We start from the raw sequence: 15,512 nt of genomic DNA on the forward strand, positions 1-15,512 counted from the left end.
CCAACAGAAACGGGCTGATTCTCACAGGGTGATCACCGCGTCGGCGGGCCGGTGATCATGAACATTCCAGGAACACCCAACAAAGGTTCAAGGGAGCGGAAAGTCCCGGCCCCGTCCGGCTCCTGCACACGGTCCTCTTGCGCGCATTGCACCCTTGCGTCTGGCGTGCGCGAGGCCATGGCACGGTGTGCGGGTTCCCTGCGGAGCGCCAAGACTTTCCCAAGAAATGACGGAACAACCGGACCAAGGGGAGAGATCGCGTGGACGGCCGCACGAAGGCCCCGGCGCCGGCCGGACACACCGTCAGATCTCAACCCACCGGCGCAGTTTCTCCGGATTGCGGACCACCCAGATCTGGGTGACGCGTCCGTCGGCGACGTCGAAGGCGGCCACGGTCGCGACGACGCCCGCGCGTCGGGCCACCAGTCCCGGCATGCCGTTGACCGACCGCTCCAGGAGTTCCAGATCCGGAGCCCTGTCGGCGATGGCGGCCATGTACTGGGCGATGCGCGCGCCGCCCTCGATCGGGCGCAGAACGGTACCGACCATGCCGCCGCCGTCGGCGGTCATCACGGCGCCCGGGTCGAGGAGACCGACCAGGGCCGCGATGTCCTTGCTCTGCCATGCCTCTTTGACGTGCCGCACCACGTCGGCCCGACCGGTGGTCGCCGTCACGGGAGCGCGCGCCGTGCTCACCCGCCGCCGGGCGGACGAGGCCAGCTGCTTGCAGGCCGCCGGGCTCCGGTCGAGGACGCCGGCGATCTCGGCGAACGGGTAGCGGAAGACGTCGTGCAGGACGAACGCCACCCGCTCGGCGGGCGTCATCGACTCCAGGACGACGAGGAAGGCCATGGTCACCGACTCGTCCAGGACGATCTGGTCGGCGGGGTCCGCGGGCCCGGCGGTGCCGGTGCCGCCTGCCGGGCGGTCCCGCTCGGCGCGGTCGGGCAGCGGCTCGGGCAGCCATGCGCCGACATAGCGTTCCCGGCGGGCCCGCGCCGAGCCGAGTACGTCCAGGCAGACGCGGCCGGTCACCGTCGTCAGCCAGGCGCCGGGGGACACGATCTCCTCCCGCCGGCTGCGCGGCAGCCCGTACCAGCGTGCGTAGGCCTCCTGTACGGCGTCCTCGGCCTCGGCCAGTGAACCGAGCAACCGGTAGGCGACGTTGATCAGTTGCCCTCGCTCGCCGGCTGTCTCCTCGGTGCCGGTCCCGACAGTCCCCATACGTGCGGCCGCCCCCTCGCCTTACCTTCCGCAGGCCCGCGTCGTCGGGCTGATGAGACCTTATCGATCCACCGCCCGAGGGCGGAGAAGAAGGGGGACCCCGCCATGGCCACCGAGGTGACGGCGAACGCCCGACGCACCTCCTCGTTCCTGAGGGCCGCGATCGCCGTGCAGACCCTGACGATCTTCCTTCAGGCCGTCTCCGCCGGACTGCTGCTGACCGCCTCCTACGGAGAGACGCTGCACAGTGTCGGAGCCCGGGTGATGTACGCGGCGTCGATGCTGTACGTGCTCGCCGCGGTGCTGGCGTGGAAGCCGGGCGGCAACTCGCCCCGGCCCATCTGGCACGCGTCGGGGTTCCTCGTGCTGGCCTCCGTCCAGGTCGTGCTCGGCATCGCGCACGTGCCCTCGGTCCACCTTCCGCTGGGCGTGCTGATGTTCGGCCTGAGCGTGCTGGCGCTCTCCCGCCGCTGACCGGATCATCGAGGCGGCCCGGGGTGTGAACGCGATGCACGAGGTGCGGGCACTCCCGACCACCGCCGGCTGGGGGAGTTGCGGGGAAACGACGAAGGGGCGGCAGCCCGTGAGCTGCCGCCCCTCCACCGTGAGGACCGGGAGGTGCGAGGGTGCGAAGCGCCCCGGTGTCAGGCGGCGACGGCCTCGCCCGCGTGGCCGTGCAGACGGGCGACGACCTCGGTCAGCTGCGCGGCGACCTCGGCGTCGTCCACCGGGTGGGTCTCGGCGAAGCGGGTCACCGAGCCGGGGATGGACAGCTTGATGTCCTCGATCACCTTGCCGCCCGCGATGCCGACGGCCTTACGGGTGTCGTCCTGCGCCCACACGCCGCCGTACTGGCCGAAGGCGGTGCCGATGACGGCCACCGGCTTGCCGCCGAAGGCACCGGCGCCGTACGGACGCGACAGCCAGTCGATGGCGTTCTTCAGGACGGCCGGGATGGTGCCGTTGTACTCCGGCGAGAACAGCAGGAAGGCGTCGGCGGCCTGGGCGGCCGCGCGCAGCTCGGCAGCGGGGGCGGGGACGTTGCCCTCGACGTCGATGTCCTCGTTGTAGAACGGGATCTCGGCCAGGCCCTCGAACACCACGACCTCGGCGCCCTCGGGGGCGAGCTTGACGGCGGCCTCGGCGAGCTGACGGTTGTGCGAACCGGCGCGCAGGCTGCCGACGAGAGCGAGGATACGAACGGACATGAGAACTCCAAGGGCTGCTGAAACACTGCTGTGAAGAATACGGACCGGGGTCCGTTTAGTTTTATCACCCTAACCGGACCGGGGTCCAGTTTCATTCCCATGCTTTACGCTGAGTTCATGTCCGTGCCCCTGCCACCCGTTCCGCACCCGCAGGAGACCGACGGTGCGCCCGAACTGCTCACTCTCGGTGCCGCCGACGACGAGCCGTGCCTGCGCGCCGACGCCGCCCGCAACCGAGCCAAGCTCCTCGACGCCGCCGCCCGGCTGATCGCCGAGCACGGCGTGGCCGGGGTCACGATGGAGGCCGTGGCCGCGGCGGCCAACGTCGGCAAGGGCACCGTCTTCCGGCGCTTCGGCGACCGCACCGGACTGCTGACCGCGCTCCTGGACCACTCCGAGCGCAAGTTCCAGGCCGCGTTCCTCAGTGGCCCTCCGCCGCTCGGTCCCGGCGCCCCGCCGGTGGAGCGGCTGCGCGCCTTCGGATGCGCGCTGCTGCGCAGGACCGTCGCCGAGCTGGAACTGGAGCTGGCCGCCGAGCCGAGCCCGGACCGCCGCTATGTCGTGCCGCCGCGCCGGGTGCTGCACAGCCACGTCGCCCTGCTGCTGCGCCAGGCGGCCCCGGACGCCGACACCGAGCTGCTGGCGCACGCGCTGATGGGCCAGCTCAGCCCGTCCCTGGTCCACCACCTGACCCGCCAGTGCCGGATGCCCGTCGAACGGCTGGAGGCGAGCTGGGTGGACCTCGTCGACCGCGTCACCCGCACCGAGCCGCGCGGCTGAGCCGGGTTCGGCCGGACGCCGGGCGCTGATCGGGGGTCCGGATTCGGCGTCTCGCGTGCCGTGCCGCCGGGGTCCGGGCGCCTCGCGTGCCCTGCTGCCGGAGCCCCGGCGCTTCGCGTGCCGCGCTGCAGGGGTGGTCCTGGCTCCTCGCATACCGCGCCGCCTGGGTCCCGGCTCCCCGTGCGGGGCCGAGCCCCCGGCTCCTTCGTTCGGTGCCGAGCCTCCGGCTCAGTCGTGTGCCGCGAACATCTCCACCAGCCCGCGCGGCGCGTCCGGCCGGAAGAGCAGCCGGCCGCTGCGCGCGGAGTCGGCCGCCGCGGCCTCGCTGCGCGGGAACAGCCGCTCCTCGTACGCCGCGAGCGCTGCCTCGACGTCCCCGGGGTGTGCGGCGAGCGCCAGGCCGAGTTCCGCGCCGTCGAGCAGGGCCAGGTTGGCGCCCTCGCCCGCGAACGGCGACATCAGATGCGCCGCGTCGCCGAGCAGCGTCACCCCCGCCACCCGCGGCCAGCGGTGGCCGACCGGCAGTGCGTGGATCCGGCGCGGCACCAGCGGTCCCTCCGCGTCGGCGATCAGCGCGCGCAGCGAGGGATCCCAGTCGGCGAACTCCGCCATGACGTACGCCTTGGCCGCCGCGGCGTCGGTGAAGTCCACCCCGGCCGGCCACTCCTCGCCGGCCTCGACGGCGACGTACATGTGCAGGCTGCCGTCGCTCTCGCGGTGGGCGAGGAAGCCGCGCCCGGCGCCGAGCGCGAACAGCATGCCGTCGCCGACGACCTTGGCGCTCGCCGGATGCCGTACGTCCGCCTCCGGCAGGTCGACCTCCACGAAGGACACTCCGGTGTAGGCGGGCCGGGCGTCGGACAGGAGCGACCGTATCCGCGACCAGGCCCCGTCGGCGCCCACCAGGAGGTCGGTGGTGAACGCCGTGCCGTCGGTGAGCGTCACCTCGTGCCGCCCACCGCCCAGGGCCCGCGCACCGGTGACCTTGGCGCCCCAGCGCACCGTGCCCCCGGGAAGGGAGCGCAGCAGCAGGTCGCGCAGCTCGCCGCGGTCGATCTCGGGCCGCCCGCCGGTGCCGTCGTCCGACTCCTCCCGGTGGACCACGGCGTCCTTGTCCAGGATCCGCAGGGCCTGCCCACCGGGGTGGACGAGAGCGGAGAACTCCTCGTGCAGCCCCGCGGCGCGCAGAGCGAGCTGTCCGGACTCCTCGTGGATGTCGAGCATGCCGCCTTGCGTGCGCGCGGCGGGGGAGTCGTCCAGGTCGAACAGGGCGGCCTCGATGCCGTGCACGTGCAGGACGCGGGCGAGCGCGAGCCCGCCGAGCCCCGCGCCGACGACGGCTATGGGGTGGTGGGGGAGGGGCATCTTCGGTCTCCTCTGCTGGTTCAGCCGGTCTCGTCCGGTACGGCGGTCTGCGCGATGCCGCTGATCAGCGCCTGGAACCCCCATGACAGGCGGGCCTCGGGCGCTCCCGACAGCAGGGGCCCGGCGAGGGCGGCGAGGTGCGGGTGCGTCTGCGGGGAGGCGCCGCGCAGGGCCTGGGTGAGGGCGGCCCACGCGGTGGCGGAGCCGTCGTCCCCCGCGTGCTCGGCGGCCGTCGCGGTGGCGTGCTGGAGCAGCAGGTCCACGCCCCAGGCGGCTCGCCCGGGCGGGACACCGCCCTCGTCGAGCAGCGTCAGCAGGGTCTCGATCAGGTTCAGGTAGTGCGGGCCGCTCGGCCGGGCGGTGAGCGCGCTGCGGGCCAGGCTCGGGTGCTCGAACAGCATCGCGGTGTACGCGGTCAGCACCCCCTCCAGCCGCTCCCGCCACGAGCCCTGCGAGGGCGCCGGGCCGATGGTGCCGAGGAGTTCGTCGAGGACGGCCGCGTGCAGTTCCGCGGTGTTGCGCACGTAGACGTACAGCGAGGCCGGGCCGGTGTCGAGTTCCTGGGCGAGCCGCCGCATGGTGACCTTCTGCAGGCCCCCGGCGCGCAGGATCGCCACCGCCGCGGCCACGATGCCCTCGCGGGTGAGGGCGGGCTTGGCCGGGCGCTCGCGGCGGCTCCGGGAGGTGTCGGGACGGTCGGTCATGACTCCACCCTAACGAACATGTTCGTTGCGAACAAGTTCGTTGCGAACAAGTTCGTCACGAACGCGTTCGTGAAGCCGTGTGGCGCGCTGCCCCGCCCAGGAGGGCCCCGTCCGCTTCTGCCAAGATGCGTACCGTCATGGTGCAGATACCGAACACGCCCCCGCCCGCGTCGCCCGCACCCCGCTCCGCCCCCACGAGCGCCGATGTCGCACGGCTGGCCGGCGTCTCACGCGCGACCGTCTCCTACGTGCTGAACAACACCAGCTCCGTACGGATCAGCGACGCCACCCGCCGCCGGGTGCACGAGGCCGCAAAGGAACTCGGCTACGTCCCGCACGCGGCCGCCCGCAGCCTGCGCGCCGGCCACAGCCGCATCGTCCTGATGCCCGCCCCGGCCATCCCGGCCGGCCCCCTCTACAGCCGCTTCCTCAACGAACTCCAGTGGGCGCTCGGCAGCCTCGACTACACGGTCGTGCAGTACGGCACGGTCGGCGCGCAGGGCGACGACGCCGCCCGCGCCTGGGCCGAACTGCGCCCCGTCGCCGTCCTCGTCCCCGGCACCGGCCTCGGCCCCGAGGGCGTCGCCGTCCTCAAGCGGGCCGGCGCACGCGCGGTGCTCACGCTCGGTTCCGAGGCGGTCGAGGGCGCCCACGCCCTGCTGCTCGACCAAGAGGGCGTCGGCCATGCCGCGGCCACCCATCTGTACGCCCGCGGACGGCGCCGGATCGGCGTCGTCGTCCCCGAGGAAGCGGGGCTGGAATCCTTCTCACGCCCCCGCCTGGAAGGCGCCCGCCGCGCTCTGCGGGGCACCGACGCCACGGTCACCGCACTGCCCCTCGCCTACGAGGAGGAACCCGCCGCGCGGCTCGCGGCACGCTGGCGCGGGCTCGGCCTGGACTCCGTGTTCGCCTACAACGACGAGTACGCGATGCTGCTGATGTGCGCCCTGCAGGACGAGGGCGTGCGCGTGCCCGAGGAGACGGCGCTCGTCGGCGCCGACGACCTGATGCTCGGCCGGCTGCTGCGGCCGCGGCTGAGCACCGTCCATATCGAACTGCCGTCCGGCCGCGACCTCGCCGAACTGGTCGACCGCGCGGTCCGCGAGCCGGGCGCCGCACCCGGCATCCACAACGTGGTCGGAGCCACGGTGGTGCACCGCGACTCCAGCTGAGGGGTGCACGGGCGGGGAAGCGAGGCACGGAAAAAGGAGCCTTCGGCCCGGGCGCCCCCGTCCCGGCCGAAGGCTCCTCCCACGTTGTGGACGAGCCCCGAAGCCCTACTGCTGCTCCGCCTGGCCCTGGCCCTCCTGCGCCGCGATCGACTTGCGCACCTCGTCCATGTCGAGCTTGCGGGCCTGACCGATGACGTCCGTGAGCGCGGCCTCCGGCAGGGCACCCGGCTGGGCGAAGATCGCGACCTGGTCGCGCACGATCATCAGCGTCGGAATCGACTGGATCTGGAAGGCCGCCGCCAGCTCGGGCTGCGCCTCCGTGTCCACCTTGCCGAACACCAGGTCCGGGTTCTCCTCCGCGGCCTTCTCGTACACCGGCGCGAACTGACGGCACGGGCCGCACCAGGACGCCCAGAAGTCGATCAGGACGAAATCGTTGTCCGTGACCATCTGGTCGAAGTTCTCCTTGGTGAGCTCCACGGTGCTGCTCATGGCCTGCATCCCTCATTCCTGGTGTCGGGGGGCGAGCATCGGCACAACACAGCCGACGACGTGCGTATTCCGCGCACGTACCCATGTGGCCAGGGCGCACACCTGTGTCCCGACGGCGCACACCCGCGCCCCGATCGAGCGGTTCTGTGGCCCGCACGCCCGCCACCCACCAGACTGACCCCATGACGGAAACGGAAACGATCGCGTACGACGTCGTGGTGCTCGGTGCCGGACCCGTGGGGGAGAACGTCGCGGACCGCACCCGCGCGGCCGGCCTCACCACCGCGGTCGTGGAGAGCGAACTCGTCGGCGGCGAGTGCTCCTACTGGGCGTGCATGCCCAGCAAAGCCCTGCTGCGCCCGGTCATCGCCCACGCCGACGCCCGCCGCACCCCGGGCCTGCGCCGCGCCGTGCAGGGCCCGCTGGACGCGGCGGAGGTGCTCGCCCACCGCACCTACGAGACCTCCGACTGGAACGACGAGGGCCAGGTCAGCTGGCTTGAGGGCATCGGCGCCGCCCTGTACCGCGGACACGGCCGCCTCGCCGGCCCCCGCACCGTCGAGGTGACCGCGCCCGACGGCACGCGCCGCACCCTGACCGCCCGCCACGCGGTCGCCGTGTGCACCGGCAGCAGCGCCCAACTGCCCGACCTGCCCGGCCTCGCCGACGTCAAGCCGTGGACCAGCCGGGAGGCCACCAGTGCCAAGGCGGTGCCGGGCCGGCTGATCGTGGTCGGCGGGGGAGTGGTCGCCGCCGAGATGGCCACCGCGTGGCAGGGACTCGGCACCCAGGTCACGCTCCTGGTGCGCGGCAAGGGTCTGCTCAACCGGATGGAGCCGTTCGCCGGCGAACTTGTCGCCGAGGCCCTCACCGAGGCCGGCGCCGACGTGCGCACCGGCACCTCCGTGGAGTCCGTCAGCAGGCAGAACGGCACCGTCGTGGCCGTCACCGGCTCCAGCGACCGCATCGAGGCCGACGAGATCCTCTTCGCCACCGGCCGCGCCCCCCGCACGGACGACATCGGCCTGGACACCGTCGGCCTGAAGCCCGGCACCTGGCTGGAGACCGACGACAGCCTGCGGGTCCCCGGCACCGACTGGCTGTACGCGGTCGGCGACGTCAACCACCGTGCCCTCCTCACCCACCAGGGCAAGTACCAGGCCCGGATCGCCGGCGCCGCGATCGCCGCCCGCGCCGCCGGTGACGAACTTCCCGAGGACGAGCCCTGGGGCGCGCACGCCGCCACCGCCGATCACCACGCCGTACCGCAGGTCGTCTTCACCGAGCCGGAGGCCGCCGCCGTCGGCCTGTCCCTCGCCGAGGCGGAACAGGCCGGGTACCGGGTGCGGGCCGTCGACGTCGAGATGGCGTCGGTCGCCGGGGCCGGCCTGTACCGCGACGGCTACAAGGGCCGTGCCCGCATGGTCGTCGACCTCGAGGACGAGATCCTGCGCGGGGTGACCTTCGTCGGCCCCGGCGTCGGCGAGCTGATCCACTCGGCGACCGTCGCCGTCGCCGGTCAGGTCCCCATCGGCCGGCTGTGGCACGCGGTGCCGTCCTACCCGACCATCAGCGAGGTGTGGCTGCGGCTGCTGGAGGCCTACCGGGGCTGAACACACCGCGGACGCCGGTCACTTCGGGGAAGGCCGGCGTCCGGGGACAGCACTCAGTGGGGCAGCCGGAAACCGAGCTCCCGGGCAGCGGTGTCCGGTGTCGGCTGGTTCCACCGTCCGGCCATCGCCTCGTTCGACGACAGCGACCGCGGCTCGGCCCGGTCCAGGTACAGCGTGCCGTCGAGATGATCCGTCTCGTGCTGTACGATCCGCGCCGGCCAGCCCGTGAACACCTCGTCCAGGGCCCGGCCGTGCTCGTCCTCACCGGTCAGCCGCACGCGCGCGTGCCGCGCCACGACCGCCTGCCAGCCGGGCACGCTGAGACAGCCCTCGAAGAAGGCGGCGCGTTCGGGTCCGACGGGCTCGTACGAGGGGTTCACCAGCACCCGGAACGGCTGCGGCACGCGCCCTCGCGCCACCCGTACCTCCTCCGTCACCGGCGCCGGGTCCTCGATCACCGCGATCCGCAACTCCACCCCCACCTGCGGCGCGGCCAGCCCGACCCCGGGCGCCGCGCGCATGGTGACGCGCAGCGCCTCGACGAAGCGGGCGAGCAGCGCGGGGGCGAGCTGTCCGTCGTACCGCTCGGTGCCGCGGCGCAGCACGGGATCGCCCGCCGCGACGATGGTCAACGGGCCGCCGGGGGCGAGCAGTTCCTCGATCCGCTCGGCCAGGGGTGCGTGATCACGGGGCGGGGCCATCGCGCCAGCATGCCATGGCCCGGAGAGGCGACGGGCGCCCTCCGGGCCATGGCGACGGACTCACTCCTCCTCGAAGGTTCCGGCGAGGGCGGAGGCGATCCGCAGATGGGTGTCGGCCTCCTCGCCACGGCCTTGGCGTTCGAGGGTGCGGCCCAGCATCAGCCGGGCGTAGCGCTCCACCGGGTCGCGCTCCACGATGAGCCGCAACTCGCTTTCGGCGCGCCGCAGTTGAGCGGAGTGGTAGTAGGCGCGGGCCAGCAGCAGACGCGGACCGGTCTGCTCCGGTACCTCCTCGACCAGCGGACCCAGCACCCGCGCCGCGGCGGCGTAGTCCTTGGCGTCGAAGAACATCCGGGCACGCTCCCAGCGCTCCGCGGGCGTTCCGTGGGTGTAGTACGCGGACTCCTGCGGCTGCTGCGGCTGCTGCGCCTCGTTGAACATCTTCTGCACGGCCGACCTCCTTCGGGGCCGACAACCGACGGGGTTGGTTCAATATTCCACTAGTTATGTCACTGGTTGCGTCCGATGGCGTGCAGCTCGGCGTTCGCCCGCTCGGTCACCAGGGCCAGCACCCGGCCGGCCGCGACCAGGTCCGCCTCGGGGATGCCCGCCCAGACGCGCGCCGAGGCCTGCGCGGTCTCGGCGGCCCCGGCGTCGTACAGCTCCCGCCCGTCCTCCGTCATCCGGACGGTGTCGCTCTCGTCGATGGTGAGGAGCCCCCGCCCGATCAGCTCGTCGATGGCCCGGTCCGCCTCTACGGCAGTGATCTTGACGGCGTCGACGACGCTCTGGACGAGCCGTCCCCGCGAGAGCGGCTCCTCGGCCGCGGCGACCGGCCGCAACACGGTGGTCTGCAGGAAGCTCAGGCCGTGCCGGCCCATCACCTGCTCCAGGACCGCGCGTGCGGCGTAGTGGGCCAGCCCGATGGCGCGGCTGTCGGCGAGCGGTGCGGTGGTGGTCATGACTGCTCCTTGTCGCTGTCGCCGTGGACGTTCGACGGGTCGAGCGGTGTGTCGAGCAGGGCTGTCAGCTCGCTCGTGAACTGCTGGGTGCGGGGACTGCCGAGGCCGTCGAGCGGCTGCAGCAACTGGTCGAGCAGGCGCTGGACGACCTCGATCGCCCGCTCCGTGGTCGCCCGCCCCTGCTCGGTCAGCGTGAGTTGCACCGCACGCGGGTCGCGTGGGTCGCGGGCGCGCTCCAGCAGCCCGGCGGCTTCGAGGGAGCGGGCCAGCTTCGACACGTACAGCGGTTCCAGCCCCGTGTGGTCGGCGAGTCGCCGCTGGCTGGGGCGCTCACCCGTGCGCTGCATGCCGTGCAAGGAGGCCACGAGCGAGTACTGCGCGTGGGTCAGCTCCAGCGGGGCGACGGCGCGATCGACGGCGACCCGCCACTTGGTCGACAGACGCCACACCAGATAACCGGGGGTCGGGCCGCCGGCCGCGTTGCTGCTCATGGGCGAATACAGTACATGGCGACTATGTCCATGGCTACTATATCCGGCCGACTGACGGGACAAGTCCGGCAGGACTACGTTGTTCCGTATGAGCAATCTCGATCGCCGTGCGGTGCCCGCCGTGTGCGGTGGGCGTGGATTCGTCGTGGCCGAGCCGGTCCGCGAACTCCTCAGCCCGCGCCGTGTCCCGCTCGGCGAGTCCACCGAGGTCCGCCGGCTGCTGCCCAATCTCGGTCGCCGCATGGTCGGCGCCTGGTGCTTCGTCGACCACTACGGCCCCGACGACATCGCCGACGACCCCGGCATGCAGGTGCCTCCACACCCGCACATGGGCCTGCAGACGGTGAGCTGGCTGCATGAGGGGGAGGTGCTGCACCGCGACTCCACGGGCAGCCTCCAGTTGATCCGCCCCAGGCAACTGGGACTGATGACCTCCGGCCGGGCGATCAGCCACTCGGAGGAGAGCCCGCGCTCGCACGCCCGTTTCCTGCACGGCGCGCAACTGTGGGTGGCCCTCCCCGGCCACCACCGGCACACCGACCCGCGCTTCGAGTACCACGCCGACCTGCCGACGGTCACGGCACCGGGCCTCACGGCGACCCTGATCCTCGGCGACCTGGACGGTGCGACGTCCCCCGGAACGACGTACACACCCCTCGTCGGCGCCGACCTCGCCCTCACCCGTGGCGCGGACGTCCGCCTGCCTCTGGAAGCGGACTTCGAGTACGCGGTGCTGTCCATGTCGGGCGAGGCCCATGTGGACGGCGTACCGCTCCTCCCCGGCTCGATGCTCTACCTGGGCTGCGGCCGCACGGAACTCCCCCTGCGGGCCGAGTCGGACGCGGGCCTGATGCTCCTGGGCGGCGAGCCGTTCGAGGAGGAACTGATCATGTTCTGGAACTGGATCGGGCGCTCCCAGGAGGAGATCGAGCAGGCGCGCCGGGACTGGACGGAAGGGTCACGGTTCGGGGAGGTGAAGGGGTACGACGGTGCTCCGCTGCCCGCTCCGGAGCTGCCGCCCGTGCCGTTGAAACCGCGGGGAAGGATGCGTTGACCTGCGAGAACGCGTCATTATCGATGGGCGCTGAGCGGTGGCCAGTACGGGCTCGTGCACCACGCGGCGGCCTTCCGCTTCCTGTCCGCGGTTGCGCGGCTTCGGTTGGTCAGGCGGGTGCTGGGACGTCTTGCGGTGATGTCTGGCCGGAGATCGTCCTCTCCGGTTCACCGCCATGTGCCCGCTCAGATCGCCAGCAGACGGGTCACGTCCGCCTCTCCCCGCGTCAGGAGGCAGAGTCGCCCTGCTCGGTGCCTTCCGGAAAACCCCGCTCGAGTCGGCAGGCCACCCTCTCCTCTCCGAGGGGTTCAGTGGGCGGCGCCGTTGCGGCGCGGTCTTCACGGACTGCGACCTGGTGAGCCGCTCAGATCGGCCGGGGTGAGCCCTGCGCGTCGCCGCATCCCTGAGGAGCCCACCCGAAGGGCGGAGCCCAGAGACCGGAGAAGGGGGAATGCCGAGGGCATGACTTTGCCTGAGGACATGAACGGAAGCGGTGTCACGAGGGTGGGCGCGCGGCCGTTCGTCGAGGTTGAACGTGCACTTGACGAACTGGTGGTCAACGGCGCGGAGCGCTCGTCGCAGTTCTTCATCGGGGCGACTGCGGCGTACGAGTGGGCGCTCGGGCGTATCGAGAATCCCCCGGTGACCGGCCGAGGCGGTCGTGGGGCCCTTGATCTGCCTCGGCTGATGTCTGAGTTGGACGCGGCTGCTGTCCTGCTCGAAATCCCTGATGATCAGCCCGGCAGCCTTGACTTCGTGCGCGGGGTTCGCACGGCTCTTGCTTGGGTGTGTGGTGATGACCAGGTCTCTGTGGCCGGCAGGGCCCAAAGCCGTGATCTCACGTGACCTCGCTGATTGCGGATCAAGCGGCCGAAGGTCTGGGTGTCCAGCCGGGAGAGCCAGGCGATAGGCGGTGCTGGTCTGCCGGCTGTCAGTGCAGGGCGGCGGCAGGCGTCCTGATGGTGGCGGCTCCCTGTCACGGCGTTTGAACGTGATGCAGAGCTCGAAACAACGCCCCCGACCTGCACATCTGCAACCGGCGCGGCGCTCCGCGTGGGTAGACGTTTGTGTGGTTCTCCCATGGCCTCCCCATCCCATGTGGCGGTCAGGACGCGACGGTGTCAAGGTGCCGAGAGGCCGTCTCGCCGAGTGTTTGCACTGACTATGAGGAGGGTCCACAGTCGGGAGTGGAGACAGGAGAACGCCGTGATCGTCCTCGCTACCCTTCTTCTCGTCCTCGGGACGATCTTGCTTATCCTCGGGACGATTTTGATCGCTCTCGGAGCTTTTTTGATTGCTGCCGGGATGCTCTTGATCCTCATGGGGATGGCCTTGATCGCAGCAGGGGCGTATTTGCTCATTCGTAGGGCGCTGGGGCGGCACTGACCCTAGGGGCAGGCGTCGTCGGCTCAGGGCACAGGGAGTCGCGCGGGCGCATGCAGTGACGGCCGACTGTGGAGTGTTCGATGTTGGGCTGTCTCGTCTGGCTGTGACAGCCGTGGCGCAGTAGTAGCGGCCGTGATCGAGTACGCGTACTGACCCGTGAGGTTGGGACGCGGCTGGCGGGTGGTTGCCCTTCCAGTGCGATGTGTCTGCGGTGGTGTTTGTAGGTGTGCAGCCGCTGCGGGAAAGCTGCCCGGTGCTCTGCTTCTCAGCGGTAGGGACGGGCGTAGGCCCACTCCTCCAGGAGGATGCGGTTGAAGCGTCAGACCTTGCCCAACCGGAAGAGCACGTCCAGATCCTCGCAGTTGCTCTGCGGCCAGTAGGGCCGAGTGCGCCTGTACGTGATTTTGCAGGCTCGGTCGCGGCCTCACGATTGCCGGCTTGGCGGGCAAGGGCCACGTGTAAGGGGGACAGCTGGGACGGCCGGCCTCAGCAAGGGCGCTTTGTGCTGCAGGCGTCGAACCCGCAGGCGGTGGGGAAAGCGGCAGCCGGTCGCAGGAGCGGCGCAGGTCGGTCTCTGCGATCGGCGGGCCACAGTCCGGGACGGTCAGCCGGTCTCCGCGTGGGCCTCGACGTCTTCGATACCGGTGGGGCGGCCGGCCCGGTTCCAGCGCAGGTACAGGCCACCGGCAATGAGCAACGTCGCCGCCATCGACAGCACCGGCCAGCCGCGCAGCAGATTGACCACGAGGGTGAAGGCGACGGCCGCGGCGGCGAGGCCGTTGACCCAGGCCAGGGCCGGCTTGCGCTCACGGCCGGCGAAGCGGGCCATGGCGATCAGGCCCACCAGGAAGCTGACGAAGACGGCGACGGCGTAGAACAGGACCAGTTCCTGTTCCTGCCCTGCCGCGGCGACGATGATCACCGCGGCGGCGGCCAGGTACACCACGACCGACCAGTACGGCGTGTGGTGGCCGTTGGTCCGGCCCAGGACGGGCGGGAGCACACCAGGGCGCCCGGTCGTTCCGGACAGGGCCTTCAGCAGACCCGGTCCGGCCTGGAAGGACGAGCTGGCCGCGGCGAGCAGCAGCAGGGAGCTGGTGAGCTGGAAAGCGCCGTAGAGCCGGCCCGGCCCGGCCGCCGCGTGGGCGATGTCGGCGATCTGGGTGGAGTCGGTGCCGGGGATGCCGATGCTCAGGCGTACGGCGAGCGCGGTCAGTGCCAGGGTGAGGCCGCCGACGATGACGACGAGCAGGGCGAGTGTGCCGCGGCCGAAGCGGCGCCGGTGGGTGTCGTCGAGCTGGCCGAGCTGCGCGATCGCGGTCGAGGGGGCCTCGATCCCGGTGGCCAGGGCCATGGCGACTGGGAAGGCCAGGACCACCGCGAGCGTGGCGGAGTGGCCCGGGTCCGCACTCGCCGCCGCGTGACCGGTGGCGTGCGGGGCGGTGAAACCGAGCACCACCACGGCGACGGAGATCACCACGAAGGCCACGGTCATGACGGCGAAGAGCAACCGGCCACCGTGTCCGAACCAGGTCAGACCGGCCACGACGAGCAGGAGCAGCAGGGCCAGCGGGATACGGACCGGTGCCAGGCCGGGGAACAGGGCGATCACCGCGCTGGCCGCGGCGGAGATGGAGATGCCGATGGTCAGGACGAAGTCGACGACCAGCGCGCCGATCGGCAGGAACGTCCATCGGGAGCCGAAGGCCCGTGCCGCGGCGGCAGCCGCGCCGCCGCCCTTGGGAAAGCGGCGCACGAGCTGCCAGTAGTTGGCTGTCACCACGACGACGAGCCCGATGACGAGACTCATGGTGGGCAGCAGAAGTGCCAGGTCCCCGTGCAGGGCGCGCAGCGCCGCCTCGATGGCGTAGGCCACGGAGGAGACCGGGTCGGCGATCACCGCGAAGGCGAAGGCGAAGAACAGGACCGAACGCCGTGGCGTACGGCCTCGGGTGCTGGGTGCGGCAGCCGCGGGGGCGGCCTTTCCGGGGGGAGCCACGCGAAGACCTTTCGAAGCAGTGGATGAAGGACCTTCGCCGACCAGACTTCCCGGCACACCGTCGTCAAGACTACGTCAGGACCGATCAGCGTCCCGTCAAAGAGGTGTCAAGACGGCCGGGAGGGCCGAACCTTGATGCTCTCCGGCATCAAAGGGGCGTCAAGATTGCCGGAACCAGGCAATGTCCGGTGTGGCGTGGCCGTGTCACGATGCGGCCGTCGACGGGGGAGCGGCACGGGGGAAGCGCGGGGAGAGGCGGTGTGGGCGGTGACCTGGTCTCCGGGTCCCGGCACAGCGGGGGCCGCCCTCCTCGCGCTCGCGGTCGTCTTCGACGGGTTGCCGGAAGGGGGTGCCGGTATTC

17 protein-coding genes and 1 pseudogene are annotated in these 15,512 nt (G+C 71.7%); 7 read left to right on the forward strand and 11 right to left on the reverse strand.

From position 1 onward, the window contains the following. Positions 1 to 303 precede the first annotated feature (303 nt). Positions 304 to 1,224, reverse strand: coding sequence for an RNA polymerase sigma factor SigJ (gene sigJ, locus AB0J12_RS22355; protein WP_363266088.1), 921 nt, complete (start codon positions 1,222 to 1,224; stop codon positions 304 to 306). A gap of 105 nt (positions 1,225 to 1,329) precedes the next feature. On the opposite strand from sigJ, the gene AB0J12_RS22360 reads away from it, so the two are divergent. After that, on the forward strand, positions 1,330 to 1,698 hold the full coding sequence (locus tag AB0J12_RS22360) for a hypothetical protein (protein WP_363266089.1): 369 nt from the start codon (positions 1,330 to 1,332) through the stop codon (positions 1,696 to 1,698). Positions 1,699 to 1,868: 170 nt separating this feature from the next. Here AB0J12_RS22360 and AB0J12_RS22365 read toward each other — a convergent pair whose 3' ends face one another. Next, positions 1,869 to 2,432, reverse strand: coding sequence for an NAD(P)H-dependent oxidoreductase (locus tag AB0J12_RS22365; protein ID WP_363266090.1), 564 nt, complete (start codon positions 2,430 to 2,432; stop codon positions 1,869 to 1,871). Between the two features lie 117 nt (positions 2,433 to 2,549). Between AB0J12_RS22365 and AB0J12_RS22370 the strand changes: the two genes are divergently transcribed. Beyond that, complete coding sequence (locus AB0J12_RS22370; RefSeq protein ID WP_363266091.1) at positions 2,550 to 3,212, forward strand: helix-turn-helix domain-containing protein; 663 nt, start codon at positions 2,550 to 2,552, stop codon at positions 3,210 to 3,212. A 228-nt stretch (positions 3,213 to 3,440) separates the two neighbouring features. Here the strand turns inward: AB0J12_RS22370 and AB0J12_RS22375 are convergent, their stop codons facing one another. After that, entirely contained in the window at positions 3,441 to 4,577 is a 1,137-nt protein-coding gene (locus tag AB0J12_RS22375) for an NAD(P)/FAD-dependent oxidoreductase (RefSeq protein ID WP_363266092.1), read from the reverse strand. A gap of 20 nt (positions 4,578 to 4,597) precedes the next feature. Next, positions 4,598 to 5,281, reverse strand: coding sequence for a TetR/AcrR family transcriptional regulator (locus AB0J12_RS22380; RefSeq protein WP_363266093.1), 684 nt, complete (start codon positions 5,279 to 5,281; stop codon positions 4,598 to 4,600). Positions 5,282 to 5,418: 137 nt separating this feature from the next. On the opposite strand from AB0J12_RS22380, the gene AB0J12_RS22385 reads away from it, so the two are divergent. Beyond that, on the forward strand, positions 5,419 to 6,453 hold the full coding sequence (locus AB0J12_RS22385; RefSeq protein ID WP_363266094.1) for a LacI family DNA-binding transcriptional regulator: 1,035 nt from the start codon (positions 5,419 to 5,421) through the stop codon (positions 6,451 to 6,453). A gap of 105 nt (positions 6,454 to 6,558) precedes the next feature. On the opposite strand, the gene trxA is transcribed toward AB0J12_RS22385, so the two are convergent. Beyond that, positions 6,559 to 6,945, reverse strand: a complete 387-nt coding sequence (gene trxA / locus AB0J12_RS22390) for a thioredoxin (protein WP_363266095.1) — start codon at positions 6,943 to 6,945, stop codon at positions 6,559 to 6,561. 182 nt (positions 6,946 to 7,127) lie between these two features. On the opposite strand from trxA, the gene AB0J12_RS22395 reads away from it, so the two are divergent. Then, complete coding sequence (locus AB0J12_RS22395; protein WP_363266096.1) at positions 7,128 to 8,558, forward strand: NAD(P)/FAD-dependent oxidoreductase; 1,431 nt, start codon at positions 7,128 to 7,130, stop codon at positions 8,556 to 8,558. 53 nt (positions 8,559 to 8,611) lie between these two features. On the opposite strand, the gene AB0J12_RS22400 is transcribed toward AB0J12_RS22395, so the two are convergent. The 4 genes from AB0J12_RS22400 to AB0J12_RS22415 all read right to left on the reverse strand — a co-directional run bounded on the left by AB0J12_RS22400 (position 8,612) and on the right by AB0J12_RS22415 (position 10,712). Further along, positions 8,612 to 9,259, reverse strand: coding sequence for a peptide deformylase (locus AB0J12_RS22400; protein ID WP_363266097.1), 648 nt, complete (start codon positions 9,257 to 9,259; stop codon positions 8,612 to 8,614). 60 nt (positions 9,260 to 9,319) lie between these two features. Next, entirely contained in the window at positions 9,320 to 9,700 is a 381-nt protein-coding gene (locus tag AB0J12_RS22405; protein ID WP_363266154.1) for a tetratricopeptide repeat protein, read from the reverse strand. Between the two features lie 68 nt (positions 9,701 to 9,768). After that, positions 9,769 to 10,221 carry a MarR family transcriptional regulator gene (locus tag AB0J12_RS22410; RefSeq protein WP_363266098.1) on the reverse strand — a complete coding sequence of 151 codons (453 nt, stop codon included), beginning with the start codon at positions 10,219 to 10,221 and terminating at the stop codon, positions 9,769 to 9,771. Continuing rightward, entirely contained in the window at positions 10,218 to 10,712 is a 495-nt protein-coding gene (locus AB0J12_RS22415) for a MarR family transcriptional regulator (protein ID WP_363266099.1), read from the reverse strand. Before AB0J12_RS22415 ends, AB0J12_RS22410 begins: the two co-directional genes overlap by 4 nt. Positions 10,713 to 10,800: 88 nt before the next feature. On the opposite strand from AB0J12_RS22415, the gene AB0J12_RS22420 reads away from it, so the two are divergent. The 3 genes from AB0J12_RS22420 (at position 10,801) to AB0J12_RS22430 (ending at position 13,152) form a co-directional block, all read left to right on the forward strand. Continuing rightward, positions 10,801 to 11,766 (forward strand): pirin family protein, encoded by a 966-nt coding sequence (locus AB0J12_RS22420; RefSeq protein ID WP_363266100.1) that lies wholly within the window; start codon positions 10,801 to 10,803, stop codon positions 11,764 to 11,766. Between the two features lie 462 nt (positions 11,767 to 12,228). Next, a complete protein-coding gene (locus tag AB0J12_RS22425; RefSeq protein WP_363266101.1) occupies positions 12,229 to 12,612 on the forward strand; it encodes a hypothetical protein in 384 nt (127 codons plus the stop codon). A 360-nt stretch (positions 12,613 to 12,972) separates the two neighbouring features. Next, a complete protein-coding gene (locus AB0J12_RS22430) occupies positions 12,973 to 13,152 on the forward strand; it encodes a hypothetical protein (RefSeq protein WP_363266102.1) in 180 nt (59 codons plus the stop codon). A gap of 146 nt (positions 13,153 to 13,298) precedes the next feature. Here AB0J12_RS22430 and AB0J12_RS22435 read toward each other — a convergent pair. Both AB0J12_RS22435 and AB0J12_RS22440 read right to left on the reverse strand, forming a co-directional pair. Further along, positions 13,299 to 13,555 (reverse strand): annotated as a pseudogene (locus AB0J12_RS22435) (hypothetical protein); the annotation flags it as partial. Positions 13,556 to 13,756: 201 nt separating this feature from the next. Further along, positions 13,757 to 15,151, reverse strand: coding sequence for an amino acid permease (locus AB0J12_RS22440; protein WP_363266104.1), 1,395 nt, complete (start codon positions 15,149 to 15,151; stop codon positions 13,757 to 13,759). Between the last annotated feature and the right edge of the window lie 361 nt (positions 15,152 to 15,512).

Source organism: Streptomyces sp. NPDC049915 (assembly GCF_040656475.1).
Classification (GTDB): domain Bacteria; phylum Actinomycetota; class Actinomycetes; order Streptomycetales; family Streptomycetaceae; genus Streptomyces.

Excerpts from the sequence above, each read along its gene's own strand:
- AB0J12_RS22425 (WP_363266101.1), top strand. The coding sequence starts at position 12,229 with ATGACTTTGCCTGAGGACATGAACGGAAGCGGTGTCACGAGGGTGGGC.
- AB0J12_RS22415 (WP_363266099.1), bottom strand. The coding sequence starts at position 10,712 with ATGAGCAGCAACGCGGCCGGCGGCCCGACCCCCGGTTATCTGGTGTGG.
- sigJ (WP_363266088.1), bottom strand. The coding sequence starts at position 1,224 with ATGGGGACTGTCGGGACCGGCACCGAGGAGACAGCCGGCGAGCGAGGG.
- AB0J12_RS22360 (WP_363266089.1), top strand. The coding sequence starts at position 1,330 with ATGGCCACCGAGGTGACGGCGAACGCCCGACGCACCTCCTCGTTCCTG.
- AB0J12_RS22375 (WP_363266092.1), bottom strand. The coding sequence starts at position 4,577 with ATGCCCCTCCCCCACCACCCCATAGCCGTCGTCGGCGCGGGGCTCGGC.
- AB0J12_RS22385 (WP_363266094.1), top strand. The coding sequence starts at position 5,419 with ATGGTGCAGATACCGAACACGCCCCCGCCCGCGTCGCCCGCACCCCGC.
- AB0J12_RS22410 (WP_363266098.1), bottom strand. The coding sequence starts at position 10,221 with ATGACCACCACCGCACCGCTCGCCGACAGCCGCGCCATCGGGCTGGCC.
- AB0J12_RS22370 (WP_363266091.1), top strand. The coding sequence starts at position 2,550 with ATGTCCGTGCCCCTGCCACCCGTTCCGCACCCGCAGGAGACCGACGGT.
- AB0J12_RS22420 (WP_363266100.1), top strand. The coding sequence starts at position 10,801 with ATGAGCAATCTCGATCGCCGTGCGGTGCCCGCCGTGTGCGGTGGGCGT.
- AB0J12_RS22365 (WP_363266090.1), bottom strand. The coding sequence starts at position 2,432 with ATGTCCGTTCGTATCCTCGCTCTCGTCGGCAGCCTGCGCGCCGGTTCG.
- trxA (WP_363266095.1), bottom strand. The coding sequence starts at position 6,945 with ATGAGCAGCACCGTGGAGCTCACCAAGGAGAACTTCGACCAGATGGTC.
- AB0J12_RS22405 (WP_363266154.1), bottom strand. The coding sequence starts at position 9,700 with ATGTTCAACGAGGCGCAGCAGCCGCAGCAGCCGCAGGAGTCCGCGTAC.
- AB0J12_RS22380 (WP_363266093.1), bottom strand. The coding sequence starts at position 5,281 with ATGACCGACCGTCCCGACACCTCCCGGAGCCGCCGCGAGCGCCCGGCC.
- AB0J12_RS22400 (WP_363266097.1), bottom strand. The coding sequence starts at position 9,259 with ATGGCCCCGCCCCGTGATCACGCACCCCTGGCCGAGCGGATCGAGGAA.
- AB0J12_RS22395 (WP_363266096.1), top strand. The coding sequence starts at position 7,128 with ATGACGGAAACGGAAACGATCGCGTACGACGTCGTGGTGCTCGGTGCC.